Genomic DNA, 26,446 nt, shown 5'->3' with positions numbered 1-26,446 from the left:
TCAGACAAACCTTCTCTGAAAACCGAAAACCAGTCCCACGAGCAATAGTGCAAGTAGAATCCACATCCAATACCTTTCTGTCTCGTCATTTATCGGTTCAGTATCACCCATTGCCACAAAACTCCCCCAAAAGAACGGATGCCTGTACAATGGATCTTCAGCCTCCGACAAATAACTGAGCTGAGCATTTCGGAGTGCCTGGTCCTTAGATTCCCCCGCTTTTATTCTTTTATAAAACTCAACCATAATCTTACTGGTTGCAGCATCAGGTAATTTCCACATACTCATAATCACACTTGGGCAGCCGGCATAACTAAAAGCCCGGGTAAAACTAATTGGGCCCTCTCCTACCTGCATCGATCCACCCCCGCTGCTGCATGCGCTCAGCACTACCATGGTGGCCTCTATATCTAAATTGTATATCTCATCGATTGTTAGGTATCCATCGTTTAGGGTGTCATTCTCAGCATTAAATAGTAATTCTGAATACGCAGGTTCCTGATGATTCAGTAAACTATGCATTGCGAGATGGAGGATACTGTATTGGTTGGCATTTTTCTTAAATACACTTTCCGATGCTTCTTCATTTACCCAGATCTTTCCACCAATCAATTGTTGAATTTCACGAACTTCCGCAATTGCACCAGGTAGTGGTAGCTTCCCATTCCTTACTAATTCATATGTCATTGGATGTTTTGATGAATCAATGTCCTCATACAACATCTGACTATAGGAAGGTGCAAAACCACCAAATCTCAGACCTGTGTTACCATCGGAGGATCGATAAGTTAATGCTGCATTGTAACCGTAGCTAATATCGTAATTTGAAAGAAGGTAAGTCAGTTGCTCATACTGAACATCTATAGGTTCAGCTGATTCAGTAAGTAATGTGCCGAAACTAAGCCTGCTCAGTGGACCATCCGGTATAATTGTTAGTTTATCCGGAATCTCCGATTTCGGAATAACAGGCTTAACCAATTTTGAGTACAGGTAATATGCTGAAGTAACCAGCAAACTATCAGCCTCAACTGAAGATTCCACTATGAAAACATTATCGGTCAAACTCCTGTGATAGTCTTCGATCGAATTTGTCAAGTATTCCGTAATCGGAATCTTTTCGAGATTAATCGTTTGCTGACTTATTCCTGTAATGAAGATGCTATTCTTCCCCCAGTAATATGTTATTAGCATTTCATCCTCAGCCAAAGATCCCTGCAGGTCTTCAGCAGTTAAAGTTTCATTAGTGTACCAATAGTCATAGTATTTGGGATACTGCTCCCTAAGCTTCAATTTGAAAGCTTCATAGGTACTTTGCGCATCAAAAACCTCCTGCTGAAACAAATCCATTTTTTCCTGCTCACCCATTGCAATCGCATCCCGCAATTGCTCTCTATAATAAGCAACTTCAACACGTATGTCCTGCTCTCTAGTGACCAAAGAATCCGGCACTCCTGCAAAGCGCTTCGCTTCATTTTCATATATTCTGGCTTTCAAAACAGGAGATTTACTTTTTTCAATGACCTCAAAAAGTAAGTGTTTGTACTCTGCATCATTTCTATTTTCATAGAGCTGATAAGCTGCAGCGACAACACCGTCAAATACCGCGCGAGTATCTTTGGAAAGCTGGTTTCTGGATTCTTCAAGCTGAAACTCAGATGCGATCAGATCAATCAGATCAATGGCTTTTTCATAGTATCGAATCGATATAGTAAGCTCATCGTCACCCATCTCTGAATAAGTAGAAGCGATTCTATTGAGACTGTTTAAAGCAACCTGTTTATGAGTGAAAAATTGTATATCAATATCATTGTAGTTTACTTTCTTTAAAGAAATGGCTTCTAAGGAACTCCGATAATAGTCCAAGGCCTCTTCCGTTTCACCTTGTGCCTTCTTCAGATCACCAACCAGTTGATATAATGTCGCAACCTTAGGGTTCTTCGACCCAAGTTTATCACTATAGATTTTCAGCGCGTCTCTATAGTAGATATCGGCTTGCTGAAACATATTCAATTTTGCGTTTGCCTCTCCTAATCTCATCAAAACATCCGCCTCTGCTATAGTAGCAGCATTATCAGATTGGTAAATAGCAAGGGCCTTTTGATGATATTCTTTCTGGCGTTCAAGCAAATTGCGATCGGCATAATATTGTCCAACGATATTGTAGACAATAGCCAGGTAAGGATGATTAGCATTCAGATGCTTTTCTGCCAACATTTGGGAACGATCAAGTAGCTCCTTAGCCTTTTTTTCATTACCAGCTTTAGCATATAATCTTCCCAAATAGGCATAATAGGTGTGCAACACGGGCAATTGTTCACCGAACCGCTTCTTGACGATTACATTCCCTTGTTCAATAAAATGGATAGCTCTGCGGTAATTAAACAGGTTGCCATAAAGTGTTCCGATTGAATAGTAACTCGCCCCAACATTTACGTGATCGGGACCAAGCGTTTGTTTCCTTATTTCCAATCCCCTCAGGTAATAGTCGAGTGCACGATCATAATTACCCATTGCCTTATAATTATTTCCTACATTATTCAGACAATTAGACGTGGATGGATGGTTTGGCCTAAGCTTCTTCTCCCGAATTTTTAAAGCCTTTTGATTAAAACTTAGCGCCTTTTTCAATTGACCTTTCCGTTCAAAAACATTGCCGAGATAATAATAGGTGACTGATAACTCTACCGAATCTATATCCGGATTATCCTCTCTTATGACGAGTGCTTTTTCCAGAAAATACAGCGCCGAATCATAATCTCCATGAAAATGATAAAGATATCCCATCAGCGTGTAGTCCTTGGACACTTGCACACTCTCCGCACCAAAATGAGACTGCTTAATGGCAATTGATTTCTTAAGTATCTGAGCAGCCTCACCCCACTTGCCCGCACAGCCACCCTCTGCTTTCGCCAACTTATGGAAACCGTTTGCCTGATCAATGCTCGATTCGGTGCTTTTATCTAACCCCAGCCTGATATAATAATCTGCACTATCGCATAATCCCAGATTTAAATAACTTTCACCAAGTGCATAGAAGACATCAATTAACCTTTCTTCGCCTTGAGCACTTATTGATTTAGCCCTTAAAAGTACCTGAACCGCACTGTCATAATAACCTGCATCATTCAATGCTTCGCCTTGCTTTAGTAGGTCGTTTTCCTCAGGAATTTGAGCATATAGATTTGATGTGCATACAACACAAAAAAACAACCACAGGGCAAGGTGTCGAATTCGAGGCACAGCAAATAGATTTAGGGTATTTGAAGCTAGCTATTATTTAACCCATATCAAAAAGGCGATTCGAATACCCGGACCCTATGAAACTGAGATCTCTCTGACAAGCATACGCTTGGCAACAGGAAGTACGGTTTCAATTAAAGGGAACTTAAGCTTGGTTGTTGCCAGGTAGGTAGCCGGGTTTGGTAGCTCCGTAAATTGTCGGGTAAGCTCCACTTTAATGTTTTCATAAGTCTTACTTAACCCCTTCATTTCGTTCATCAAAAACTCTGTAGCCATGCTTCTGTATTTTTCTTCTGCATGCTCGAAAAGTGTCATCTGATATCGATAGATAGACACATCGCTGGAAGCATCGTGGTTGATAAACAGATATCCTTCATCAGAGTAGATCGGCGAAAGGCCGACCGGCTCCAGGTTTATGTTTTCCTCCACAAATTCATATAGTTCTTTCCCCTCTTCCAACATACCTTTCATTTTCGGAATCGCGAAAGAAATGATCTCTTCAATTTGCTGCATGACTTCATCGTCGTTGACGATCTTATCATAGGTCAGTCGCAGCTTATTAAAGTCTGCTTTGGTCAATGTTTCAGGAAAACTGTCATACATCAGTTTCTTGCTCTCACGGACTTTTATCAGGTTTCGATAGTGAAAAATCAAGTCGGTCATGAACGGATACAATTCCGATTGGTTAAAACGCTTTCCTACGTCTTTCAAATACGCCAGCAAAATATATTTCTTGTATTCGTAATCAATCAGTCCTTCTGTCAGCCAGTCATGTTTTAAACTATCCATACTTCATTCATTTTAAAGAAAATTAAAATTGAAATGTCAGTTTGTCAAGACTAAAACGAGGAATTAGTCAAAAGTGACGTCTGATTCTGTAAAAATGTCATGACAACCTACGAATACAGCTGTCATATTGGACTTGGCACACAAAATGATACACCACAGACCAAACTAGAAATTCAACTAAACATAAACGTTTACAAACATGTCCAAAGTAAATTTCAAACCACTTGCTGACAGAGTTCTTGTAGAACCTGCTGCGGCCGAAGAAAAAACAGCGTCTGGAATTATTATCCCTGACACTGCGAAAGAAAAACCTCAACGAGGAGAAATTGTCGCTATCGGTACTGGTAAGAAAGACGAACCTATCAACGTGAAGGTCGGCGACCAGGTACTTTATGGTAAATACTCAGGTACTGAGATCACCATTGACGGAAGAGAATTCCTGATCATGAAGGAAGCTGATATCTACGGAATTGTATAATTAATCTCAAAACTGAAAATCAATAATAATCATGGCAAAAGATATATTCTTTAATACCGACGCAAGAGACAGCATCAAGACTGGTGTTGACATCCTTGCAGACGCAGTTAAAGTAACACTTGGACCTAAGGGACGAAATGTAATCCTTGACAAGAAATTTGGTGCACCTACTGTAACAAAAGATGGTGTTTCTGTAGCGAAAGAAATCGAGCTTAAGGAACCAATCGAAAACATGGGCGCTCAGCTTGTGAAAGAAGTAGCTTCTAAAACAGCTGACGATGCTGGAGACGGTACCACTACTGCAACTGTATTGACGCAGGCAATCTTCGGACACGGAATCAAAAACGTGGCTGCAGGTGCAAACCCAATGGATTTGAAAAGAGGTATCGACAAAGCAGTAGCTGCTGTAGTTGAAAACCTTAGATCACAGTCTAAAGACATCAAAACTTCTGAAGAGATCGCTCAGGTAGCTTCAGTATCTGCTAACAACGATCCTGAAATCGGTAAGATGATTGCTGATGCAATGGACAAAGTAGGTAAAGACGGTGTAATCACTGTAGAAGAAGCAAAAGGTACTGAGACTGAAGTGAAGACTGTAGAAGGTATGCAGTTTGACAGAGGATACCTTTCTCCGTACTTCGTGACTAACACAGACAAGATGGATGCTGAGCTGGAAAACCCATACATCCTGATCTACGACAAGAAGGTTTCTAACATGAAAGAGCTTCTTCCTGTTCTGGAAGCTACTGCTCAGACTGGTAAGCCATTGTTGATCATCGCTGAGGACGTTGAAGGTGAAGCGCTTGCTACACTTGTGGTAAACAAAATCAGAGGATCACTGAAAATTGCTGCTGTGAAAGCTCCAGGTTTCGGAGACCGAAGAAAAGCAATGCTTGAGGATATCGCTATCCTTACTGGTGGTACAGTAATCTCTGAAGAAAGAGGCTACAAACTAGAGAACGCTACACTTGATTACTTAGGTACTGCTGAGAAAATCAATATCGATAAAGACAACACTACCATCGTAAATGGTGCTGGTAAAAAAGAAGATATTGAGGCTCGGGTAAACCAGATCAAGCAGCAAATCGAGAACACTACTTCAGATTACGATAAAGAGAAGCTACAAGAGCGTCTTGCTAAGCTTTCTGGCGGAGTGGCAATCCTTTACATAGGTGCAGCTACTGAGGTAGAAATGAAAGAGAAGAAAGACCGAGTGGATGATGCACTTCACGCAACAAGAGCTGCCGTACAAGAAGGTATCGTAGCTGGTGGTGGTGTTGCCCTTATCAGAGCAATGAAAGCGTTGGATAGTCTTTCTCTTGAGAATGAAGATCAAAACACAGGTGTTGCTATCGTGAAGTTGGCGATCCAGTCTCCATTGAGAACGATCGTGGAGAACGCAGGTGGAGAAGCTTCTGTAGTTGTGAATGATGTATTGGCTGGAAAAGCTGATTACGGATTCAACGCTGCAAATGGCGAGTATGTAAACATGTTCAAAGCGGGTATCATTGATCCTACTAAGGTGACAAGACTAGCGCTTGAGAACGCTTCTTCTATCGCTTCTCTCCTATTGACTACCGAATGTGTAGTTGCTGAGGAGCCGGAGAAAGAAGGCGCAGCTCCAGCTATGCCAGCCGGAATGGGTGGCGGCATGGGCGGAATGATGTAAGAAACATCAGCGCTTAATAGATATAGATATAGAAAGCCTTCTCTCCCGATAGCTATCGGGATGGAGAGGGCTTTTTTTGTGGCTTGAAATGAATGAAACAGGTATATTTGAAAGGTGGATATCACGCATATGCGTGTTACATTAATGTTAGAGCCTATTAGTGCTAATGAAACAGATATTTGTCTTACTTATAGCTTTTCTCAGTTGTTCAACTCTATCTAGTCAGAACAAGTATTATATTAAAGCTTATCACAACTCTGATTTTTACCAACGAGCGGAGAATATTTACAACTACGAGACACAAGAACGCCTAACAACTAAACACTCAATCAGCAACTTCAGTAGAGTATCAATTGCATTATCTATTAAAAACAATAAAGATTGGTATCATGAAATGGAGTTATCATACGCCTCGGAAAGTCAACCATTTCAACACGAATCAAGAGTTTCGGAAAATGAAAAAAGGAGTTTACTCTATTTTTCGATTCATTATGAGATTTACAAAGAACTTTGGACCAATGACCGCTTAAAATTACTCAGCGGTATTGGTGTTAACATTTACAAATCTAAAGCTGAACGAATTGTTGAGCGTCAACAGATTCCAATCAAAGATGAATACCTTGGAGCAACTATAAATTTTGTTCCTCGGATAACTTATAAAGTAACATCTAGAATCGGACTTGACCTGAACACTAAGCTTGGGCTTCTTGACTTTCATAGCTATGAATCGACTGTCTACATTGGTCAAATACCCCAAGAACAACAAAAGTGGGTTGATAGAACAGATTCTGATCTTCTCCCATTTTCATATGTGGTGCGATTTGGCCTCTCATATTTGATGTAATAAAAGGCTCTAACAAACGATATAGCACATGGCCTTACTTAGCTGTATGCCAAGTGCCTGCAGAACATCCCGCTTATCTGTCGCCAAATAATTGTAGTGCTTTCTACATACTTCAGCTCGTGGGAGTTCCTACCCCTCAGAGTCACTCGTAGAGGACTCTGAGATCATTGCTCGAAAATCTTCAACTTTAACAATTCCTTCTTCTTCTCTTTTATAAAACCCTGCACTTGAATAAGCATACTTTGTGTAATCTTCAACTAGATCCCACTTGCCACTCACAAGGTTATGATGCATATAGTCCAGCACTTTGTTGATGCTTTCATCCCCGACAACTGCTTTCGCATCAAAGGACAAACGAAATACCTGATGCTTCTTCCCTTTTGAACGTTCATTTACCTGAACACCTTTAGCCAGTTGTGCCAAAATTGATTTTTCATTTTTGTCTATCAGTCTTGAAATAATTTCATAAGCCATAAATCGTTTACCCTCTCCAAGTACACTGTTAAGTCCTTTGCAGTCCTTCTGAACATATACAAGCAGATGTAAATGATTAGGCATCATAACATAACCACAAGTGACGAGTCCACGGCTTGATAATTGATTTATCCAGTTAATACGTATGAATCTCGGCCTGCTCCAGCAATGGAAGCCATTTGTAACAGGTAAATGTGGTGAAATAGAAGGTCTCTTTCTCTTCGTGTATTCGATGTGTGGGCATGATCAAATATACTGCTACCTGTATTCCTCAGAGTCCGCTATCCCACTCCCCTTCCCTGGGGTGACTCTGAGGGGGTGGAATCTTCAATCAACGCTGGTGCGCGTTTGTAACACGTGCCTCAATCTAAAAACTCTACATCGATCAATCCTTTGATGCCACCATAATCTCGTGCGGAACTGTATAAGTAATCTTCCTCATTATCTACAATTTCTGCTTCAACCGGATTAGCATGGATGTATTACCCCTCAGAGTCACTCGTAGAGGACTCTGAGATCATTGCTCGAAAATCTTCAACTTTAACAATTCCTTCTTCTTCTCTTTCATAAAACCCTGCACTTGAATAAGCATACTTTGTGTAATCTTCAACTAGATTCCACTTGCCACTCACAGTGGTTATGATGCATATAGTCCAGCACTTTGTTGATGCTTTCATCCCCGACAACTGCTTTCGCATCAAAGGACAAACGAAATACCTGATGCTTCTTCCCTTTTGAACGTTCATTTACCTGAACACCTTTAGCCAGTTGTGCCAAAATTGATTTTTCATTTTTGTCTTTCAGTCTTGAAATAATTTCATAAGCCATAAATCGTTTACCCTCTCCAAGTACACTGTTAAGTCCTTTGCAGTCCTTCTGAACATATACAAGCAGATGTAAATGATTAGGCATCATGACATAACCACAAGTGACGAGTCTACGGCTTGATAATTGATTTATCCAGTTAATACGTATGAATCTCGGCCTGCTCCAGCAATGGAAGCCATTTGTAACAGGTAAATGTGGTGAAATAGAAGGTCTCTTTCTCTTCGTGTATTCGATGGGTAGGCATGATCAAATATACTGCTACCTGTATTCCTCAGAGTCCGCTATCCCACTCCCCTTCCCTGGGGTGACTCTGAGGGGGTTTAAGATGTCGAAACCAAGCCTTGAAGATTCCGGCACAAGGCCGGAATAACGTTTTAATATAGAGCATTAGGAGCCTCAGCTATCCAATAGCGCGGAAGTTACTTCCGTGCTCCATCCATACCCCGTAGCTGTCATTCATTTTATGGTAGCTGCAATTTTTTCCTGGTAGCTGTGATTCATTCGTTGGTAGCTGCAATTTTCTTATGGTAGCTGTGATCTCTCATGCCGTAGCTGTGAATTTTTAGTGGTAGCTGCCATTACTAACATGGTAGCTGTCGTTTTTCGGTGGTAGCTGTCACTCATTGAGTGGTAGCGCTAACTTATCAGTTGGTGGCTATGATTTCAGGGCAGTCGTCTTGGTTCTTGGATGACAATCCGTTCGATCTGTTCAGGTTCTGAATATTGTTCTAAGCTAGATTCTCGTTTATGAATGGCGCTTTTTCATTTTGAGAAAATGAAACCTATATAAATGCGTTTTTAAGCAAAAGGATAGAATTTTTATGATTGGCACAGCGCTTGAAGTATAACTGGCGAACCAAAAAATAAATCAAAATGAAAAAGATACTAGCAATTGCATTAATACCGATGACATTATTATGGTCCTGTTCAGATGATGACCAGGCTGCTCAGGACCCCCAACCGAATATGCCACCTGAGTCCAGTATGGCACCAAACTTCGAAAATTTTGAAGATGATGGAGCAAGAGCTGAGACGGTAAACAATTGGGCATATGCTGCAACAAGTGTAGGAATATATTCAGCTATTTTGTATTCAAACCTGGCCGTTCCTGTTACAGCTTTTAAGATTGGACTGAAACAGGATGCTACTTACAATACAGAAACAAACCTTTGGGTGTGGGAGTACGATATCAGCGTTCCTAATAAGGGATCTTATGCAGTGAGATTAACAGCGGATGTAGATGGCACAAACGTAGACTGGACCGGATACATCTCTCTAGCAGGATCATTCGAAGATTTCGTGTGGTTTGAAGGCGAATCAAACCTTAATGCTGATGCAGGATCATGGACGCTATATGAAAGTCCGGACAATCCTTCGGCGTGGTTGTCGGTAAACTGGAGTGATAATGAGGCAACAGGAGTTGCTACTTCTACATTTAATGTGGAAAAAGAAGGAAATTTCTTTGAGAGTAGCATCACCTATACTGCAGATGCGAATGCAGACTTTAACAGAAGTGTAGTAATTGTAGATACCAACGCTTCAAATACCATCGAAGTTGATTGGAACAAACCTTCAGGTGAAGGTAGAGTAAAAAGTGAGGCACATTTTGAAGACACAGCCTATCACTGCTGGGACAAAACACTTAATGATACTGACTGCCCTTCATAGTAAGATCAGTCAGCTAGGACATAAAAAACCCTCCCATTTGGGAGGGTTTTTTATGTCCTAGCTATTCAAAAACTCTTTAAACAAGGCATAGTCTGCCTTCATTCGCGTTGATTGTTTTTTGCGTGTCATCAGGTCTTTTGCAAAGTCTGGAATGGGTACCTCCTCCCTTAAGGCTTCCTTCAAGGTTGGAAGGAATTTGCAATAGTGAGCCGTCCCCAGGAATATTCCTTCTTCATCCGCATTATGCAGTGCTGCATAAGCAATCGCACCATGCGGATCTAACAGGTATTCGTTTGCTTGATGGCATTCACGAATCGTTTGCTTGATCGCATCGTCATCCAATGTAAATGGTTTCAGATGGTTTTTTATGTCCTGATAACTCCTATCAAACAAAGAAAGCAATCGTTTGAAGTTGCTGGGATCTGAAACATCCATGGCATTCGCAATGGTCTGAATGGTATCTTCTGGCTCATAATTCCCCGACTGCAAATACCTGGGCACCACATCATTTGCATTGCTCGCCGCAACAAATTGCTTAATCGGCACACCCATTTTCATTGCCAGCACACCAGAGGTCAGATTTCCGTAGTTGCCGCTAGGAACAGCAATCGTCACATCTTCAAAGCCTTGCTGAAGCGGTACATAAAAAAACAATGACTGAGGCAACCACCGGGCAATGTTGATGGAATTAGCAGAAGATAAATGGAGCTTTTTATTTAGCTGCTCATCTGCAAATGCCTGCTTGACCAGGTTTTGGCAGTCATCAAATGTACCCTCAATCTCAAGGGCCGTAATATTCTGTCCCAGCGTTGTTAGCTGTTTCTCCTGGAGTTCGCTCACTTTTCCTTTCGGGTAAAGAATAACAACCCTCACACCTTCCACTCCAAGAAAGCCATTAGCCACTGCCCCGCCTGTATCTCCTGATGTAGCTACCAAAACGGTCGTTTCTTTATTCTCACCTGCATTGAAGTGAGCAAGGCACTCGGCAAGAAACTTCGCTCCAATGTCCTTGAAGGCAAAGGTTGGTCCATGAAACAATTCCAGACAATGAGTTTTGTTGTTCACCTGTACCAGAGGAATTGGAAAATCGAAGACTCTTTCGGTGATTTCCTCTAGCTCATCTGTACGAATATCTGCAGTGCAAAATTTGGAAAGCACCTCAAAAGCGATTTCTGAAAGATGCATCTTAGGAATCTCCTTGATGAATCCCTTCTCCAATTGACGGATTTCTTTCGGAAAATAAAGTCCTCCATCATTTGGTAGGTTATTCAAAACGGCCTCCCTGAAAGAGACTTCAGGTCCTTGTCCTGTTGTGCTTTTAAATTTCATTATCAATCAATTATTTGACAGCCGACATCACTCATGCTACTTGTAAAAAAATCGCAAGAAATTCCCTTCTGCTTGTAAAGCTTATTAATTTCTTCTTTTGCCTTTTCCAGATCTTCACTCGATGTAAAGAGTGAAAACATACTGGGGCCTGAGCCGGAGATATTGAAACCTACACTTTCATGATCAAAAGCAATTGTCCTAATTTCATCATAACCCGGTATCAAAGACTTCCTGACGGGTTCGGCCACAAAATCTTCAATGGACGACTTAAGTCGATCCCAATCCTTATTATGAATTGCATGAACCAAACTAGCTAAGTTTCCCCATTGGTTTCGTGCCGTGACAATATCCAATGTTTTTGGCACGATCCCTTTGGCATCTGAAGTCTTAATCTCAACCGACGGACGAACGATCAATACTTTTAGATCAGCAGCAACAGGTAATTTGAAGTAGTCCAGTGGATCATAACTCCGTATAACAATAAATCCCCCTATCAAGGAAGGAGCAACGTTATCTGCATGATAGCTTTTGGATGCAAACGCCTCGCCTTCCAGTGCAAACGGCAATAATTCGGAGGTCTTCAATGGGTTGGGTAGCAATTGATTCACCGCATACACCGCACCTGCTGCACTTGAAGCACTGGATCCTAAGCCGCTTCCGGGTTTAAAGAATTTTTTAATCTGAAAATCAAAGCCTGTATTTATACCAATATGATCCAATAAAGCTTTAGCAGCTATGGTAGCCACATTTTGTTCAGGATCAAGAGATAAATCGGCTCCCTCTATAGACTGGATCACCAATTGATTATCCTTTCTTTTAGAAACGGCTATTTCTTCATACACCCCATCCAATGCAAATCCAATGGTATCATAACCGCATCCTACGTTTGCGACTGTGGCCGGAGCATGTATTTTAACGCTTTCCATATTAATTATCCGATTGAGCAATACGTAATACATCCGCAAATATCCCTGAAGCAGTAACCTCTGCTCCTGCCCCCGCTCCTTTAATGACTAATGGCTGTTCTGAATATCGCTGCGTATAAAAAAGCACTACATTGTCTTTTCCCTCCAGGTGATAAAATGGATGAGAATCAGGCACTTCCTCCAGACTTACTTTACCCTTTCCATTTTCATAGGATGCTACTACCTTCAACCGTGTGCCATTCGACATAGACCGCTCATACAGTTCCTTGAAATACGATTCTGCTGATTCAATTTTATTATAAAAATCATTCAGATCCGTACTTTGCTGACAGCTGTCAGGTAAAAAGGAAGTTAATGCTATTTGAGATGCTTCCATCGGGTAGCCACTTTCCCGAATCAAGATAAGCAGCTTTCGCATCACATCTTCTCCTGAAATGTCCAGCCTCGGATCCGGTTCTGTATAGCCCATATCCTTTGCTTTTCTGATTACATCAGCGAATGGTTGTTTTGTGTCGTATTCATTAAAAAGAAAATTCAAGGTCCCGGAAAGTACAGCCTTGAGTTTAATGACCTGATCGCCACTTCTCACCAGGTCATGTAGTGTTGACAACACAGGAAGACCTGCACACACATTTGTTTCAATGTAAAACTGGCTCTTATATTTCTTTGCTACCGCTTTCAATTCCAGGTACTCTTCATAAGATCTGGTAGCAGCAATTTTATTGGGTGTTACCACAGATATACTTTGTTCCAAAACTTCTTTATACATGGATGAAATATCTGCAGAAGCCGTAATATCAATGAATACCGAATTTCGGAAGTTCAGTTCAGTCATTTGCTGAACGAATGATTCTTTATCAAATGGCTCTCCTTTATTAAGATGTTCTTCCCATTTCGACAATGGAATCCCATCCTTTTCAAAAGCCATTTGCCTTGAGTTTGCTACACCAATCACTTTAATATTCAAATGATGATGCTCCTTCAAAAAACTAAACTGTTTCTTCAATTGTCCGAGAAAAGCCTTACCTACATTTCCAGTACCAATGATGAATAAGTTAATCCGCTTGGTCAACGAAAGGAAAAACCCTTCATGCAAAACGTTTAATGCTTTATCCAAATCTGAGTTGGGAATGATTGCAGAAATATTCCGCTCTGATGAGCCTTGTGAGATTGCTTTAATGCTTATGCCATTTCTTCCCAGCACATTAAACATGTTGCCGCTCACACCTATCTGATCTTTCATATTGGACCCCACAAGTGCAAGTAGCGAATAACCATCCTCTACTATGATAGAGTTGATGACATGCGTCTCATCTGAGCCAGCAAATTCGCTTTTCAATGTCTGCAATGCTAATTGTGCATCATCCGGAGTAAACCCGATGGTGACCGTTAGACCTGCATTACTGTGAGTCATAAAGACAATGGGTATTTCCTCCCTTGCCAGTACACTGAATATGCGTGGGAAAAAGGCACTATCATTTCGCAGCGTATTCCCGCTAACTGACAGAATTGTCACTTCATCAATACTCGAAATCCCTTTAATGAGATGCTGGTCTGTATTTTCATTAGAGATCAGTGTTCCGGCTCTTTCAGGGTGAAACGTGTTTTTAACCCAAACCGGGATGGACGCTTTCAAGACCGGATCTATACTTTGCGGGTAGATTACTTTAGCACCAAAGTAGGAAAGCTCGAGTGCCTCGTCATAGGATACCTGCTCCAGTGTGTGTGATCGCTTCACTCTATTAGGGTCAGCAGTCATGATCCCATCCACATCGGTCCAAATTTCAAGTGAATCAGCATTTAGAATGGAAGCAATAATTGATGCGGTATAATCCGACCCTCCTCTACCAAGCGTTGTGGTTTCACCGGTATCTGTAGAAGCAATAAAGCCGGGAAAGACATTAACCTGTTTAAAATGCTCTCTTCGATTTTGAAATTGTACTGATGTTTTATCAAAATCTACATTAGCCCCACCAAATCGCTGATCCGTGACAATCAATTCCCTTGTATCAAACCGAATCACATCAAGCCCTTGCGTGCTGAAAAAATCAGCCACAACAATGGAAGAAGCGACTTCTCCCGTTCCCAATATGAAGTCCAGACTTTTCGCGGTGAGTTCTTTAAGAAGATACACTCCCTCACAAACTCGCTTGAGTTGAGAAAAGCACGACAAAAGATCAGCCGATTCTTTGGAACCGGTTAATGCCTCATAAAGGCTTTTGTGCCTTTTCTCCACCTTTTCAAGTAATCTTAGATAGCTCTCATCGCCTTTTTTGGCAGCATCTGCAACCTGCTGAAGTTCATCCGTGGTATGTCCGGTAGCTGAAACAACCATACAGACTGCTGAGTCTGATGAAGCAACAATCTCAACTACCTGCTTGATTGCTTCCTTATTCTTCAGGGAAGTACCACCAAATTTTAATACTTTCATAAGCTCAGACATAAAAAAAGCGCCATTCTAATCTAGAATGGCGCTTTTGGATACAGTTTTTATACTTCAGCAACTACCATTCCTTGTGACAGGGATACTCGGTGGTACCTGTCGTTCTAGAAATAATAGTTGTTGTAATCGTTTTCATTTGATGCCAAATGTAATGTTGTAATTGGATAATCAAAATAATCCAGGTGAATATTGCATATTCATTTTGTAATCTCAGCCTGTGTGCCCATCCTAAATTTATTATTAAACAAAAAAACCAGCCCCTTGGGCTGGTTTTTAGATCAACACAATGGTTGAATCTGCCTTAGTTTTATTTTTTTTATAAAGTCTCTAGGAATAATTCAGAATAATCAATTGATTATTTAAATCAAATAATCATCATCAATACCCCTCATTCTGAACAATATTTACATTAGCATCAATCGCAGATTGTGGAATTGGAAGCAATTGTTGGTAATCTTCTATGCCAAGCATATCTCTGGCTTTGTCAAAGCGCTTCATCACCTGGAATGCTCTTCCTTCATACCTAAAATCCTCTATCCAAACCTCAAATAAAATATCCAGAATTTCTTCATTTGTAGTTGTTGGCAAGCCTTCGTATCCATGATAAGTGGCTAATTCATTATAAATGGCTTCAAAATCATTTATTTCATCAGCCTCATCACCAATAATCTCATCTGGATTTCTTTGCCTCAAATAGGTCTCTAAATAAATAAGTGTGGGTTCTGTTGCTCGAATAACCGGCACATAATCGCCTATGTTGAAAAAACTACTGAATTCTGCATCCCCGTCAGCTGCAAAACCCAAAATACTTTCACGTCTCCATCCGTTATCAAAAATTTCCTCATAAGGACTCTGTATATAAACATGATTTAGCGCTATGTCTTCAAAATCAGCTTCTATATCAAAAGGGTCTCTCAGCGTTAAACCGCTTATAGACGTCAGGCTAAATCGCATTCTAAAAGCTTTAAGGAACGCGTCTGTGAATGTTACCTCAGAGCCATATTCTACATAATAGCCATTATCAAATTCCGGTAGACTGTTTGCCTGTCCTGAAATATCGTATATCAACAGATCTGTATCCTCGATTGTTGCCAACGTCGCAACCCTCCAACTGAGTTCATCTGTTTTCAGGGGTCCGTAAAAAGGAATGTATCCAAAATAGTTTAATAGACTATGTCTAACATATGAATCCACTATAATCAATCTACTATCGTACAGATTCATTAGTTCTTGATCTGAAATATTTGAAAGATTCAAATACATCAATGCGATATCATCTAATATTTGGAAACCATCATTCCATAACTTCTCCACTTTAACACTGTTTGGAGAATATGTATGATTGTAAATGTCTGACCAATCCCCGCTGAGTTCATATTGATTTGTGAGCACTGCATCAAAGAGATAAGTATATTGAATGAATTGCTTCAAGTCTATCAAAGCCTGATCATACTTCTCTATAAGCTCACTCTCAGTTAGTTGTGGGGTAATTACTTCAATAAAGTTTTCATTCTCACTCACACTAGTCTTACCCTCACCATTAGTGACAACTAAAACAACAGTCTTGAAGCCGGCAGTTGAATATGTGACAATTGGATTTTGTTCAGTCGAAACTTCCGGATTACCACCGGGAAATTCCCACTCCCATGAAGTAGCTCCTTCAGTAATATCTGTGAATTGAACTTCCTCTCCAACTTCAACCACATTTTTATCCACTTCAAATTCAGCTACAAAATCATCTTCAACAGTTGGATCTGAGTCCACCTCTATGTAATCTATTTTTTCCACCATATCAGTTTCACTTCCATTAGAAACAGTAAGCGTAACTGATTTAAAACCTTCCTCTGCATATGTCACCGTAGGATTCTGCTCTGTAGATGTTTCCGGGGAGCCTCCGGGAAACTCCCACAGCCATGTAGAAGGATTGCCTGTGGATTCATCTTGAAATAGCACTTGCTCGTCCGTGCCTACATTTCTTTCAACCACACTAAAATTTGCTTCAAGCAGTGAATTATCTTCATCTGAGCCTAAATCACAGCATTGAAAAGTTATCATAGTTACAAACAGGGCGATGAGGGTTAAAGCTTTCATGACATTTTTATTCTTATTAATGAGTGAAAATTTGATTCATCAAGTTTGTGAAGCGAATAATAAATGTCAATACCCAACAATGAGTATTGATTAGGTGCTAAATAACCCTTAATTGGTATTGACTTTGTGTGGAGAAAATATTAGAACAAGAGCATGGCTTTCGCTCTTTGGATCAACTCTATTGTGTTGGCTACATCCAATTTTCGCAGCATGGCCCTTCGGTGCGTGCCGACGGTGTGTTCAGAAATCTTCAAAGACTTGCCTATGTCTTTTGAGGTAAACCAGCGAGACAGTAATGACAGCACTTCCCGCTCTCTGTTTGATAGTGGGTTGGATTTTTTGCTAAACGAAGGATTGAAAGGATCTATTCCTACAAATGAGGGTCGTCCGTTGAGTCCAAGAAGCGACATACTCCCACAGGATTCATTGGTGATGTGACTCACATTGGTATGTACATTCAGGGCATGCGTCATTCCACCATCTGCATCCAGCGCGATTGGAACCCCCTGATGCTGGATGAACTGAAACTCATTAGAGGCATCTTTTATTCGTAGCGTATAGCTACTTTTATAATTCAGCATTTCTCCCTTTTCCAGGCTTGCAAAATATTCCATAATTACATTTTCACAGGCTGTACAAAAAGGCATGTCCTCTTTATGAACGGACGATAGAACATAGTCTAATGAAAATTGCTCCTTTGAAACACCGTGGTAATCAAGTGCAGTTTGGTCTATGTAAGACAGGTTAAGCTCAGGAAAAGATGAAAAGTCAATTACGTAATAATAAAAATCGCCCACACAAAACAGGTCACCCAAGTACTTTTCAAGTTGAGGCCTTTTAAGAGGAGTTACTTCTCCAAAGTTGGATTTGAAGGTTTGCCACACCTTGTTCATGGCCACTGCGTTTGATTTATTATCAATCATTTAGAAAAGATTCATATCCCGCGCCAAAGTGAGTAATTCGGGTGTGTTTGCCACATCTACCTTTCGGAGCATATTTCTTCGATGTGTATCTACTGTTAGTCTTGAGATTTGGAGGGCTTCAGCAATATCCCTGGAGTGAAAGCCGCGGGCCAGGAGTCTCAATATCTCAGCTTCGCGACTTGTTAATACATCGGAAAAGCCTTCAATTTCAGAATACTTGTAATCAAACAATTCGGCATGATCACCTTCAACTTTCCACGAGCCACTTTTTACACCTTTCATCCAGGAAATGTCATTCAGGTAGGTCACATTTCGAGTGATTTTTCCATCTTTTGCCCCACTGATCAACGATTCTCGATTCACAAGTCTGTAGTTTCCCCCTTTTCCCTTCATCCTAAAAACTGATTGTGTCCGACAAGTGAACAAATCATCGATTTTACGATTCGAAAAACTAATCGCTTTAATTGAAAAGTCCAGCGCAAAATCCAGGTCGTTTGGATGAATTAATGCATATAGATCATCCAAAGACTTAAGTTCAGAGGTTGAATAACCTACAATTCGTCGCACTCTTTTGTTTATGTGAAATTGATCTTTGCCTACCTCATATGTTGGTCCCTGGGATTCTACAGAAAAGTAATCACGAACAACCTGTTCCTCCGAATTGGCACTCGGTTCAAAGACCCCTTTCAAGTCATCTATCGCTATATTTTTAGATTCATATCCCATGCTAAAGTGAGTAATTCGGGTGTGTTTGCCGCTTCTACCTTTCTGAGCATATTCCTGCGATGTGTATCTACTGTAAGTCGCGAAATCTTAAGAGCTTCGGCAATATCCCTGGAGTGGAAGCCTCGGGCGAGGAGTCTCAATATTTCAATTTCCCGAGATGTTAGTGTCTTAGTGAATTTCCTGGCTTCAGGAAAACTGTAATCGAAAAACTCCGCGCCTTCACCGTCCATTTTCCATGCCCTGATTTGCACCCCGTTCATCCATGAGATATCCTTTAAATATCCTACATTTCGGGTCGCCTTTCCTCCTTTAACTCCATTTATGAAGCATTCCCTAAGGTATGTTTTGTAGGAACCGCATTTTGATTTTAAGCGTAAAACAAACTGAGACCTGCATAAGAGTGGCATTTTCATTTCATGATTGACAAAATCTAACCCACGAATTGAAAAATTCACGACATGATTCACATCATCAGGATGAATTAATGCATATATGTCATCTACAGATTTAAAATCAGAAGCTGCGAATCCAGCCAGTTTAGATTTAGCTTGTGTTAAGAAAACATCTTGCCCAACTTCATAAAAGGGCCGGTTAAATTCAGCGTCCCAAAAATTACGGATGATCTCTTTTTCAGATGCTTCAACCTGGAAAAGATATTCCGTATCGATCCAGCCTATATTTTTAGATTCATATCCCATGCTAATGATAATAGTTCAGCAGTATTGGCCACCTTAGCCTTGCGAATCATATTTCTTCGATGCGTATCTACAGTATGTTTGGAAAGTTTCAGACCTTGAGCAATATCTTTCGAGTAAAATCCACGAGCCAACAATCTCAGGATTTCCTTTTCACGTTTTGTGAAAACACATTCATATTCAGTTCCATTTGACCGGTGAAACCTAAAATGTTCTGCTCCTGGCCCATTTAACTTCCATGAACCGACCTTAGGCTTTAACCAGGTCAGATCACTCAAGTAAGTATAATTAGATGCGATCTCATTGTTTTTGACACCATTTATAATGGCGTGCCTCAAGTAGTAGTACTGTTTGCTGTTCTTACCAATGACCCGAAATACAATTTTTGTTTGAGAACGGCCCGGTTTCAGATTGCCATTATTAAAGTGATCTATAGATGCTTTTGAAAACCGGATGACCATATCCCGATCTTCGGGATGGATCACTTCATATAGCTGAGAAATACGCTTTATTTCTGCAGGTGCATATCCAAATAACTTTTGTTTGGTCAGACAAATAATGGACTGCTCCCTAATCTCATATTCAGGCTTTTTATCCAGAGACTGTGGACTCAGGTAGCTATCGGTTGGCTCTTGCGAGAACCTTGAAACCAAATGTGAAATGTCCATTTTTTGATTTCATTCGTTGATCAATATCAATTTACTTAAATTTTAGCTAATAACTAAACCAGTTTTCACCTATGAGACTAGTCTGCTTACATGGAAATTCGTCATCACCAGCGGTTTTTAATGATCTGAGAGATGTATTTGAAGATGTTCACACCATTACATTTCCCGGTCATGGAGGGGATTTTTCCAGTAACCCGGAGAGTGATTATAGCCTGGATGAACTTCGAGCTTTTGCCATTCGCCATATCCCTCAGGATGAACCATTTCTCCTGATCGGAAATTCATTGGGTGGTCATATTGCCATTGAAGTCACTCCTCAGCTCAAAAACTGCGTAGGGCTCGTGTTTTTCGCCTCACCTCCATTGAAAAGACCGTTGAATATTGAGGAGGCCTTTATGCCTACAGATATACTCGGAATATTCCTGGAGGCAGATTACACCCAGGAAGTTATTGAAAACGCTATGAAGGAGATTGCTGTCAATGAAAAAGTATGGCCATTGCTATTGAGCGACTTTAAGAATACAGATCCGAAATTCAGAGAGATTCTTGGCAAATCCATCTTAAACGGTGAACTCATGGATGAAATTAAAATACTTGAAAAGCTATCTGTTCCTGCCTATGTAATACACGGAAAACAAGACCCCACCCCAAACATAGATTACATCAAAAAGCTAAAAGGAATCAATAAGATTTTTCAAATTGATCAATGCGGACATTACGCCTCCATAGAAGCACCGAAAAAGTTTAATGATATTATCAAACAGATTATCCAAGAAGTGGAGAATGATTAAATTGGCGGCTTATTTTAAATAAGCAGCATGACCTATTTAATAGTAACCATTGGATACATTCTGATTCTAGCAGGAATCATTATTTACAAAAGCAGAGGAGTAAAGAACGAAGAAGACTTTGTAGTAGCCGGAAGAAATGTACCGGTTTATTTACTTGTAGGAACCTTGGTGACAACCTGGATAGGATCTGGTAGCTTGTTCGGTACTGCCGGGCTCACTTTTCAGGTTGGGTTTTCCGAGCTATGGTTTTCACTTGGTGCATGGATCGGCATATTAGCTGTTTACTTCATTGCCGCAAGAGTTCGCAGAATATCTCAGTATACCCTTACAGACATACTGGAAAAGCGCTATTCACCACTTGCACGTTTATTAGGAACTATTACCATCATTGTTGCATACCTCATCATTGCAGGCTACCAGTTTAAAGGGGGTGGTAGGTTCTTATCTATTTTAACAGAAGGTGGCATTTCAGTAGAGCAAGGTACGCTAATCACCTTTTTACTCATCATTGCTTTTACTGCTCTGGCAGGAATGGTTTCAATTGTGTCCATCGATATATTCAATGGCATCATTATGATTCTCGCTATTATTCTGGCGGTTCCATTTGCCATATCTGGTTTTGGTGGCTGGGAAAATGTGGTAGATACCATCAACGAGGTTAGTCCAAATCACCTTTCGGTATTTGAAGGTCACGAACCTACGTGGTACATAGGAATCATGCTACCAACACTCATACTCATGCTTAGTGAAAGCAGTGTCTATCAAAAATTTTCTTCAGCGAAAGATGCCAAATCAGCAAAAAAAGCAGTAATGGGTATGTTCATCGGGGTGGTAGGAATCGAATTCCTTATGTGTCTTTTAGCAGTAGTAGGTTTTGCTATTTACGCACACGATCCGAGGTTTTTTATGCCTGATGGGTCGGTTAATGCTCCCATGTCAGAAGAGATCATTCTTCGAATTGGGTTTGAACAACTGCCGGCATTTGTCGGATCATTACTTTTTGCCGGAGGGGCAGCCATCATTTTATCGACAGGAAATACCTTCCTGATGGTGACCTCAACCAATCTTTCACGCGATATACTGGAAAAGTATTTCATTAAGAATGCTTCGGATAAAACAAAATTGATCATCCAGCGAACAGCCATTGTAATCCTTGGATTCATAGCCTACCTAATTATGACACAGTTTGAAGAGATATTGTCAATGGCCTTTATCTCCTATACCATGATCGGAGCTGCTCTGGCCCCTCCTCTGTTAGCAACCTTCTTCTGGAAGCGAGTAACCAAGCAAGGTGGAGTTGCCTCTATTCTTGCAGGAATGCTATCTGTAATCGTTATTGAAGTGTTGAATAAAACAGGCACAGTGGTTGATCTTGGTTTTATGTCGTTTCCTTATGATTCAAAGATGGTGGCTATCCCTGCATTGATCACTTCAATACTTGCATTGGTCATTGTTAGCTTGCTTACCAAGCCAACTCCAAAGGAGGTTGTTGATCCCTTTTTTGAGAAGGGTGAGCAAGACGATTAAGTGGCTATTACTAAAACAGTATGCCCTCGCGAAGGCTTTTGAAAAAAGCCGTAGACTTGGGCATCTTCTCACTACTTGAATTGAGATTCCCAAGTCCGATTCGTACCTCATCGGCAAGGGAATAGTGTGCCTTTGTTAGAAGAATAAAAAAGAAATAGTCGATCCTTTTTTTGAGAAAGACTGACTTCAAGTAACTTCGCGCAAACGTTTGAGTCCCGATCAGTTCGGGATTTTATTATTTATCAACACCCCATTAAAAAATGCAAGAATACGGCGTAAAATCCAGCAAAAGCGATCTTTCAGACTTAGGAATTAAAGTAAAAGAAGCTCATTGGAACCTGAGCCAATCAGAACTCATTGAGGAGACATTGAAGAGCGGAGAAGGCGTACTTACTTCTACCGGAGCTTTGATGTGCGATACAGGTAAATTCACCGGAAGATCTCCAAAAGATCGCTTCGTAGTGGAAGATGCCAACACCAAAGATTCAGTCTGGTGGGGCAATATCAACATTCCTTTTTCAGAAGATAACTTCGACAAGCTTTACAACAAGATGGTAAAGTTTGTAGAGGACAAAAAAGTATATGTGCGTGAAGCGTACGCTGGTGCGGATAAGACTCACAGATTAAGAGTACGTGTAATCAATACCATGGCGTGGCACAACTTGTTTGCTTACAACATGTTCCTTCGCCCGGATGAATATAAGATCAAGGATTTCGATCCGAATTTTACTATTCTGTGTGTTCCGGAATTTCAGGCTGATCCTGAAACAGATGGTACACGTCAGTCAAACTTCGCCATCATCAACTTCACCAAGCGCATGATCCTTATTGGAGGAACCGCTTACTCTGGCGAGATGAAAAAAGGAATTTTCTCTGTTCTTAACTACATGCTTCCACATGAGCAAGGTGTACTCAGTATGCACTGTTCTGCGAACATGGGAATAGAACAAAAAGACACTGCGATCTTTTTCGGACTTTCAGGAACAGGAAAAACTACCCTTTCGGCTGATCCGAACAGGCTATTGATCGGTGACGATGAGCATGGCTGGACAGAAAAAAACGTCTTTAATTTTGAAGGTGGATGCTATGCTAAAGTGATTGACCTTACAGAAGAGAAAGAACCGGATATCTACAAGGCTATCCAATATGGAGCAATTCTTGAGAATACAAGATTCAAAGAAGGAACAAGAGAGGTCGATTATGAAAACTCATCTGTAACAGAAAATACCAGAGCATCATACCCTATCCATCACATCAGAAATGCGATGGAGCCGTCGATCGGTGGTATTCCTAAGAATATTTTCTTCCTTACTTGTGATGCGTTCGGCGTGATCCCTCCTATTCAGCGATTGAATAAAGGTCAGGCGATGTATCACTTCATTTCAGGATATACCTCTAAGGTGGCTGGAACAGAAGCTGGAGTTACTGAGCCGGAACCGGTATTCTCCGCTTGTTTTGGAGCTCCATTCCTTCCTCTTCATCCTACCAAGTATGCTGAAATGTTGGGTGCCAAGATGGACAAGCATGAAGTGAATGTTTGGTTGATAAACACCGGATGGACAGGTGGTCCTTATGGTGTTGGGAACAGAATTAGCCTGAAGTATACGCGAGCAATGATTACAGCAGCATTGAACGGACAGCTTGATAACGTTGGATACAGAACCCACTCAATTTTTGGAGCGGAGATTCCAACAACATGTCCTGGTGTACCAAATGCAATCTTGAGTCCGAGAGAAACATGGAAGAACGACCAGGGCTTCTATCAAAAAGCTAACGATCTGGCCTCTCGATTTGTAGAAAACTTCAAGAAGTTTGAGGAATTTGCCAGTGACGATATCATGGCAGGAGCTCCAAAGCAAAATACGAGCTATAAGTAATTAGGCTTTTTTAAAGATCAACTGAACCCTGAGTGAGTAGCTCAGGGTTTTTTTATGTCTAAACTTTTATCTTCATACAACCTTTTAGACTTTAGATCATCCTACCCATAGAAAACGCCAATAGCCTGTGACCGAAACTCAAATTGTCTGGATCAAACAACTAAAGAAGGGAAACGAGTTGGCGGCTTTCAACCTATATAACAGTTATGCTAAAGCCATGTATAGTACACTCACAAGGATGACTAATGATAACGATGTAGCTAAAGATCTGCTTCAGGAAGCATTCGTTAAAGCTTTTCGAAAAATTGGTGATCTGGAAGATCCAATGGCGTTTGCAGGATGGCTTAAACGCATTGTGATAAATATGGGGTTGGAGTACCTGCGGAAAAAGAAAGTCTACTTTGAGGATATCACAGAGCAACAAGATCTGGAATCGGAAGAGGTGGACGAAAAGCTTGTTGATAATAAAACATTACATAATGCCATAAAGGAGCTGCCGGAAGGATGCCGAACTGTGCTTTGTCTTCATTTACTGGAAGGTTATAAGCATAAGGAAATAGCTGAACAGCTCGGTATTTCTGAATCAACATCCAAGACTCAATTCAGGCATGCAAAACAATTATTGAAAACTAAACTTCAACATCACTATGAATATTGAAGAGCTAATAAAAAACAGAAAGGATCAGTTGAATGTAGAATTCCCACCAGATGAAGTGTGGGGAAACATTCAAAAGAGCTGGAAAAATGAAAAGCCAACGTCTCAATGGTGGAAGATAGCTGCGGCAGTATTTATCACACTGTCTATTGGACTCCTGCTTCATAACATATCGCTCCAAAGTCAGGTAGATGAACTGGCATCCTTGGGTGACATCTCCGAAGACTATAGAGTGATGGAGGATGACTTTATCGCGCAGATAAGTACGATCGAGGCTGGTCTTGAAATTGAAAAAGTGAAGTCTCAGAATGACTTTGAGTGGATTTTTCAAGAGCTAAATACGCTCGATGAAATCAATGAAATGTATAGAAAAGATATAGGAACAATCAATTCTCATGAGTTAACCGGTATTCTAATCGATTATTATGAAAAGAAAATAAGACTACTCAAGAAACTCGAACTCGAAATAAAAAGGAACAATAAACTAAATGAAAATGAAACGACTGATACTAATAGCATTCGTATGTAGCTTATCAATGCTTGCACTGGCAAAAGGTGATGGAGAATCCAGAACCACTACCGTTAATGTAAGCATCTCATCATCCGACAGGATTAATATTCAGGCGAAGTACACAGAGCTGACTGTGGAAACATGGAATAAAAATGAGATAGAAATAGAAGCAACGGTAAGATATGATGGGAAAATGACTGATAAAATCCAGGAGTTTCTGGATCAGTTTGAGACCTTAGTGAATGATAACATCAGTAAGGGGACTGCAGGACTGTCTATCAATTCTGATCTTGATTTTCCAAACCGAGGTGTCAAAAAGAGCTTTTTTGGTCTCGTGATGGAAATTAATCTTGGTGACTTTGATGAGGCAAAGCTTGAATATAAAATCAAAGCACCTGGCACGAATAGCTATACGATAAACAACTCATATGAGGATGTAAGATTGATTGGATCCTTTAAGGATATCGACTTCACCCAATACTCCGGTGACCTGGAAGCAGAAACCATTCAAAATGCCAAGATGAATTTAAAGTATGGCTCGGCAAGTATTCGAACTATCGGTGTTGCAGAGATGCAAATCTATGAGCAAGAGCTGGATATCAATGAAATTGACGAGCTAACCATCAACACAAAGTACTCTGATCATGAGTTTAACAGCGTTGGGGCTATGAAGGCAGAATCCTATGAGTCTGATTTTCAAATAAGGGTTATAGATGAGCTTAAAGGTGACTTCAAATATGGAGAAATCACGATAGAAGAAAAGTTGGGTACCGCTGAAATGACGCTCTATGAAGTAGATATCGAAGCAAAAGAAATAGCATCAATTCGACTCAAAAACAGCAAGTACAGCAAGTTTGATATGGGTAGAGTGCAGTCTATTGTTTTCGAGCAATCATATGAGGATGAAACAGAAGCAATGTCTGTTGGTCTATTTAAAAGCCTTAACTCTAAGTATGGCAATCATGCGTTTGATGAGCTAACCCAATCACTAGAATTGAATGCCTATGAAGACGAGGTGAAAATTGATCGGGTTGATCCATCAGCCACTAAAATCTCAGTCGATGGTAAATACATAGATCTATTTATTGGAGTGAGTGATATACCATTCTTCTTGAAAACTGATGTGAAATACGGTAAGGTCGAATATGATGAGGACTCCATAGATATCAAACGCTACATAAAAGATGGTGATCAACTTGAAATTGAAGCCCAATCAAAAAAGACCAGCAAAAGCCCGCTTCAAATATCAGTAAAGGGATATGAAGTAGATGTTGTAATTGATTAAATAGGTCAT

General features: G+C 40.5%; 22 protein-coding genes. 10 read left to right on the top strand and 12 right to left on the bottom strand.

Features of this window, described 5'->3' with window-relative positions:
- Positions 1-3,240 carry a CHAT domain-containing protein gene (locus CHB71_RS16540; protein WP_144017464.1) on the bottom strand — a complete coding sequence of 1,080 codons (3,240 nt, stop codon included), beginning with the start codon at positions 3,238-3,240 and terminating at the stop codon, positions 1-3.
- A gap of 75 nt (positions 3,241-3,315) precedes the next feature.
- On the bottom strand, positions 3,316-4,029 hold the full coding sequence (locus CHB71_RS16535; protein ID WP_089358044.1) for a hypothetical protein: 714 nt from the start codon (positions 4,027-4,029) through the stop codon (positions 3,316-3,318).
- A 199-nt stretch (positions 4,030-4,228) separates the two neighbouring features.
- Between CHB71_RS16535 and CHB71_RS16530 the strand changes: the two genes are divergently transcribed.
- From CHB71_RS16530 to CHB71_RS16520, 3 genes are all read left to right on the top strand, one after another.
- Positions 4,229-4,507, top strand: coding sequence for a co-chaperone GroES (locus CHB71_RS16530; protein ID WP_089358043.1), 279 nt, complete (start codon positions 4,229-4,231; stop codon positions 4,505-4,507).
- A gap of 31 nt (positions 4,508-4,538) precedes the next feature.
- The gene (gene groL, locus CHB71_RS16525) at positions 4,539-6,176 is read left to right on the top strand and encodes a chaperonin GroEL (protein ID WP_089358042.1); all 1,638 of its coding nucleotides are present in this window, start codon (positions 4,539-4,541) and stop codon (positions 6,174-6,176) included.
- Between the two features lie 166 nt (positions 6,177-6,342).
- Positions 6,343-7,020: a hypothetical protein gene (locus CHB71_RS16520; protein ID WP_144017463.1), complete on the top strand. Its 678-nt coding sequence runs from the start codon at positions 6,343-6,345 to the stop codon at positions 7,018-7,020.
- Between the two features lie 129 nt (positions 7,021-7,149).
- Here CHB71_RS16520 and CHB71_RS16515 read toward each other — a convergent pair whose 3' ends face one another.
- Both CHB71_RS16515 and CHB71_RS16510 read right to left on the bottom strand, forming a co-directional pair.
- Entirely contained in the window at positions 7,150-7,581 is a 432-nt protein-coding gene (locus tag CHB71_RS16515; protein WP_144017462.1) for a hypothetical protein, read from the bottom strand.
- 519 nt (positions 7,582-8,100) lie between these two features.
- Positions 8,101-8,409 carry a hypothetical protein gene (locus CHB71_RS16510; RefSeq protein WP_144017461.1) on the bottom strand — a complete coding sequence of 103 codons (309 nt, stop codon included), beginning with the start codon at positions 8,407-8,409 and terminating at the stop codon, positions 8,101-8,103.
- A 786-nt stretch (positions 8,410-9,195) separates the two neighbouring features.
- On the opposite strand from CHB71_RS16510, the gene CHB71_RS16500 reads away from it, so the two are divergent.
- On the top strand, positions 9,196-9,990 hold the full coding sequence (locus tag CHB71_RS16500) for a hypothetical protein (protein WP_089358037.1): 795 nt from the start codon (positions 9,196-9,198) through the stop codon (positions 9,988-9,990).
- Positions 9,991-10,047: 57 nt separating this feature from the next.
- Here CHB71_RS16500 and thrC read toward each other — a convergent pair whose 3' ends face one another.
- The 8 genes from thrC to CHB71_RS16460 form a co-directional block, all read right to left on the bottom strand.
- Entirely contained in the window at positions 10,048-11,319 is a 1,272-nt protein-coding gene (gene thrC, locus CHB71_RS16495; protein ID WP_089358036.1) for a threonine synthase, read from the bottom strand.
- A 2-nt stretch (positions 11,320-11,321) separates the two neighbouring features.
- Positions 11,322-12,245, bottom strand: coding sequence for a homoserine kinase (locus CHB71_RS16490; protein ID WP_179213454.1), 924 nt, complete (start codon positions 12,243-12,245; stop codon positions 11,322-11,324).
- Between the two features lies 1 nt (position 12,246).
- Positions 12,247-14,676 carry a bifunctional aspartate kinase/homoserine dehydrogenase I gene (thrA, locus tag CHB71_RS16485; protein ID WP_089358081.1) on the bottom strand — a complete coding sequence of 810 codons (2,430 nt, stop codon included), beginning with the start codon at positions 14,674-14,676 and terminating at the stop codon, positions 12,247-12,249.
- A gap of 390 nt (positions 14,677-15,066) precedes the next feature.
- On the bottom strand, positions 15,067-16,779 hold the full coding sequence (locus CHB71_RS16480; protein WP_089358034.1) for a PKD domain-containing protein: 1,713 nt from the start codon (positions 16,777-16,779) through the stop codon (positions 15,067-15,069).
- Positions 16,780-16,919: 140 nt separating this feature from the next.
- Positions 16,920-17,702 carry a response regulator transcription factor gene (locus CHB71_RS16475; RefSeq protein ID WP_089358033.1) on the bottom strand — a complete coding sequence of 261 codons (783 nt, stop codon included), beginning with the start codon at positions 17,700-17,702 and terminating at the stop codon, positions 16,920-16,922.
- Complete coding sequence (locus tag CHB71_RS16470; RefSeq protein WP_089358032.1) at positions 17,703-18,428, bottom strand: LuxR C-terminal-related transcriptional regulator; 726 nt, start codon at positions 18,426-18,428, stop codon at positions 17,703-17,705.
- A complete protein-coding gene (locus tag CHB71_RS18945; protein ID WP_221406749.1) occupies positions 18,404-19,126 on the bottom strand; it encodes a response regulator transcription factor in 723 nt (240 codons plus the stop codon). Before CHB71_RS18945 ends, CHB71_RS16470 begins: the two co-directional genes overlap by 25 nt.
- Entirely contained in the window at positions 19,102-19,791 is a 690-nt protein-coding gene (locus tag CHB71_RS16460; protein ID WP_221406748.1) for a LuxR C-terminal-related transcriptional regulator, read from the bottom strand. Before CHB71_RS16460 ends, CHB71_RS18945 begins: the two co-directional genes overlap by 25 nt.
- 71 nt (positions 19,792-19,862) lie before the next feature.
- Here CHB71_RS16460 and CHB71_RS16455 point away from each other — a divergent pair, with 71 nt between their 5' ends.
- The 6 genes from CHB71_RS16455 (at position 19,863) to CHB71_RS16430 (ending at position 26,437) form a co-directional block, all read left to right on the top strand.
- On the top strand, positions 19,863-20,582 hold the full coding sequence (locus tag CHB71_RS16455) for an alpha/beta fold hydrolase (RefSeq protein ID WP_089358031.1): 720 nt from the start codon (positions 19,863-19,865) through the stop codon (positions 20,580-20,582).
- Between the two features lie 27 nt (positions 20,583-20,609).
- A complete protein-coding gene (locus CHB71_RS16450) occupies positions 20,610-22,109 on the top strand; it encodes a sodium:solute symporter family protein (RefSeq protein ID WP_089358030.1) in 1,500 nt (499 codons plus the stop codon).
- Between the two features lie 260 nt (positions 22,110-22,369).
- The gene (pckA, locus tag CHB71_RS16445) at positions 22,370-23,986 is read left to right on the top strand and encodes a phosphoenolpyruvate carboxykinase (ATP) (RefSeq protein WP_089358029.1); all 1,617 of its coding nucleotides are present in this window, start codon (positions 22,370-22,372) and stop codon (positions 23,984-23,986) included.
- Positions 23,987-24,113: 127 nt separating this feature from the next.
- Entirely contained in the window at positions 24,114-24,644 is a 531-nt protein-coding gene (locus tag CHB71_RS16440; RefSeq protein WP_089358028.1) for an RNA polymerase sigma factor, read from the top strand.
- The gene (locus CHB71_RS16435) at positions 24,634-25,170 is read left to right on the top strand and encodes a hypothetical protein (RefSeq protein WP_089358027.1); all 537 of its coding nucleotides are present in this window, start codon (positions 24,634-24,636) and stop codon (positions 25,168-25,170) included. The genes CHB71_RS16440 and CHB71_RS16435 overlap by 11 nt, the downstream gene beginning before the upstream one ends.
- Positions 25,136-26,437: a hypothetical protein gene (locus CHB71_RS16430; RefSeq protein ID WP_144017460.1), complete on the top strand. Its 1,302-nt coding sequence runs from the start codon at positions 25,136-25,138 to the stop codon at positions 26,435-26,437. The genes CHB71_RS16435 and CHB71_RS16430 overlap by 35 nt, the downstream gene beginning before the upstream one ends.
- The last annotated feature ends 9 nt before the right edge of the window (positions 26,438-26,446 follow it).

It is taken from the genome of Ekhidna lutea (assembly GCF_900188325.1).
GTDB classification, from domain to species: Bacteria; Bacteroidota; Bacteroidia; order Cytophagales; family Cyclobacteriaceae; genus Ekhidna; species Ekhidna lutea.
This window is presented reverse-complemented; position numbering and strand designations above follow the sequence as displayed.

Coding starts and splice junctions, on each gene's coding strand:
- CHB71_RS16535 (WP_089358044.1), bottom strand. CDS start 4,029: ATGGATAGTTTAAAACATGACTGGCTGACAGAAGGACTGATTGATTAC.
- CHB71_RS16530 (WP_089358043.1), top strand. CDS start 4,229: ATGTCCAAAGTAAATTTCAAACCACTTGCTGACAGAGTTCTTGTAGAA.
- groL (WP_089358042.1), top strand. CDS start 4,539: ATGGCAAAAGATATATTCTTTAATACCGACGCAAGAGACAGCATCAAG.
- CHB71_RS16520 (WP_144017463.1), top strand. CDS start 6,343: ATGAAACAGATATTTGTCTTACTTATAGCTTTTCTCAGTTGTTCAACT.
- CHB71_RS16515 (WP_144017462.1), bottom strand. CDS start 7,581: ATGATGCCTAATCATTTACATCTGCTTGTATATGTTCAGAAGGACTGC.
- CHB71_RS16510 (WP_144017461.1), bottom strand. CDS start 8,409: ATGATGCCTAATCATTTACATCTGCTTGTATATGTTCAGAAGGACTGC.
- CHB71_RS16500 (WP_089358037.1), top strand. CDS start 9,196: ATGAAAAAGATACTAGCAATTGCATTAATACCGATGACATTATTATGG.
- thrC (WP_089358036.1), bottom strand. CDS start 11,319: ATGAAATTTAAAAGCACAACAGGACAAGGACCTGAAGTCTCTTTCAGG.
- CHB71_RS16490 (WP_179213454.1), bottom strand. CDS start 12,245: ATGGAAAGCGTTAAAATACATGCTCCGGCCACAGTCGCAAACGTAGGA.
- thrA (WP_089358081.1), bottom strand. CDS start 14,676: ATGAAAGTATTAAAATTTGGTGGTACTTCCCTGAAGAATAAGGAAGCA.
- CHB71_RS16480 (WP_089358034.1), bottom strand. CDS start 16,779: ATGAAAGCTTTAACCCTCATCGCCCTGTTTGTAACTATGATAACTTTT.
- CHB71_RS16475 (WP_089358033.1), bottom strand. CDS start 17,702: ATGATTGATAATAAATCAAACGCAGTGGCCATGAACAAGGTGTGGCAA.
- CHB71_RS16470 (WP_089358032.1), bottom strand. CDS start 18,428: ATGGGATATGAATCTAAAAATATAGCGATAGATGACTTGAAAGGGGTC.
- CHB71_RS18945 (WP_221406749.1), bottom strand. CDS start 19,126: ATGGGATATGAATCTAAAAATATAGGCTGGATCGATACGGAATATCTT.
- CHB71_RS16460 (WP_221406748.1), bottom strand. CDS start 19,791: ATGGACATTTCACATTTGGTTTCAAGGTTCTCGCAAGAGCCAACCGAT.
- CHB71_RS16455 (WP_089358031.1), top strand. CDS start 19,863: ATGAGACTAGTCTGCTTACATGGAAATTCGTCATCACCAGCGGTTTTT.
- CHB71_RS16450 (WP_089358030.1), top strand. CDS start 20,610: ATGACCTATTTAATAGTAACCATTGGATACATTCTGATTCTAGCAGGA.
- pckA (WP_089358029.1), top strand. CDS start 22,370: ATGCAAGAATACGGCGTAAAATCCAGCAAAAGCGATCTTTCAGACTTA.
- CHB71_RS16435 (WP_089358027.1), top strand. CDS start 24,634: ATGAATATTGAAGAGCTAATAAAAAACAGAAAGGATCAGTTGAATGTA.
- CHB71_RS16430 (WP_144017460.1), top strand. CDS start 25,136: ATGAAACGACTGATACTAATAGCATTCGTATGTAGCTTATCAATGCTT.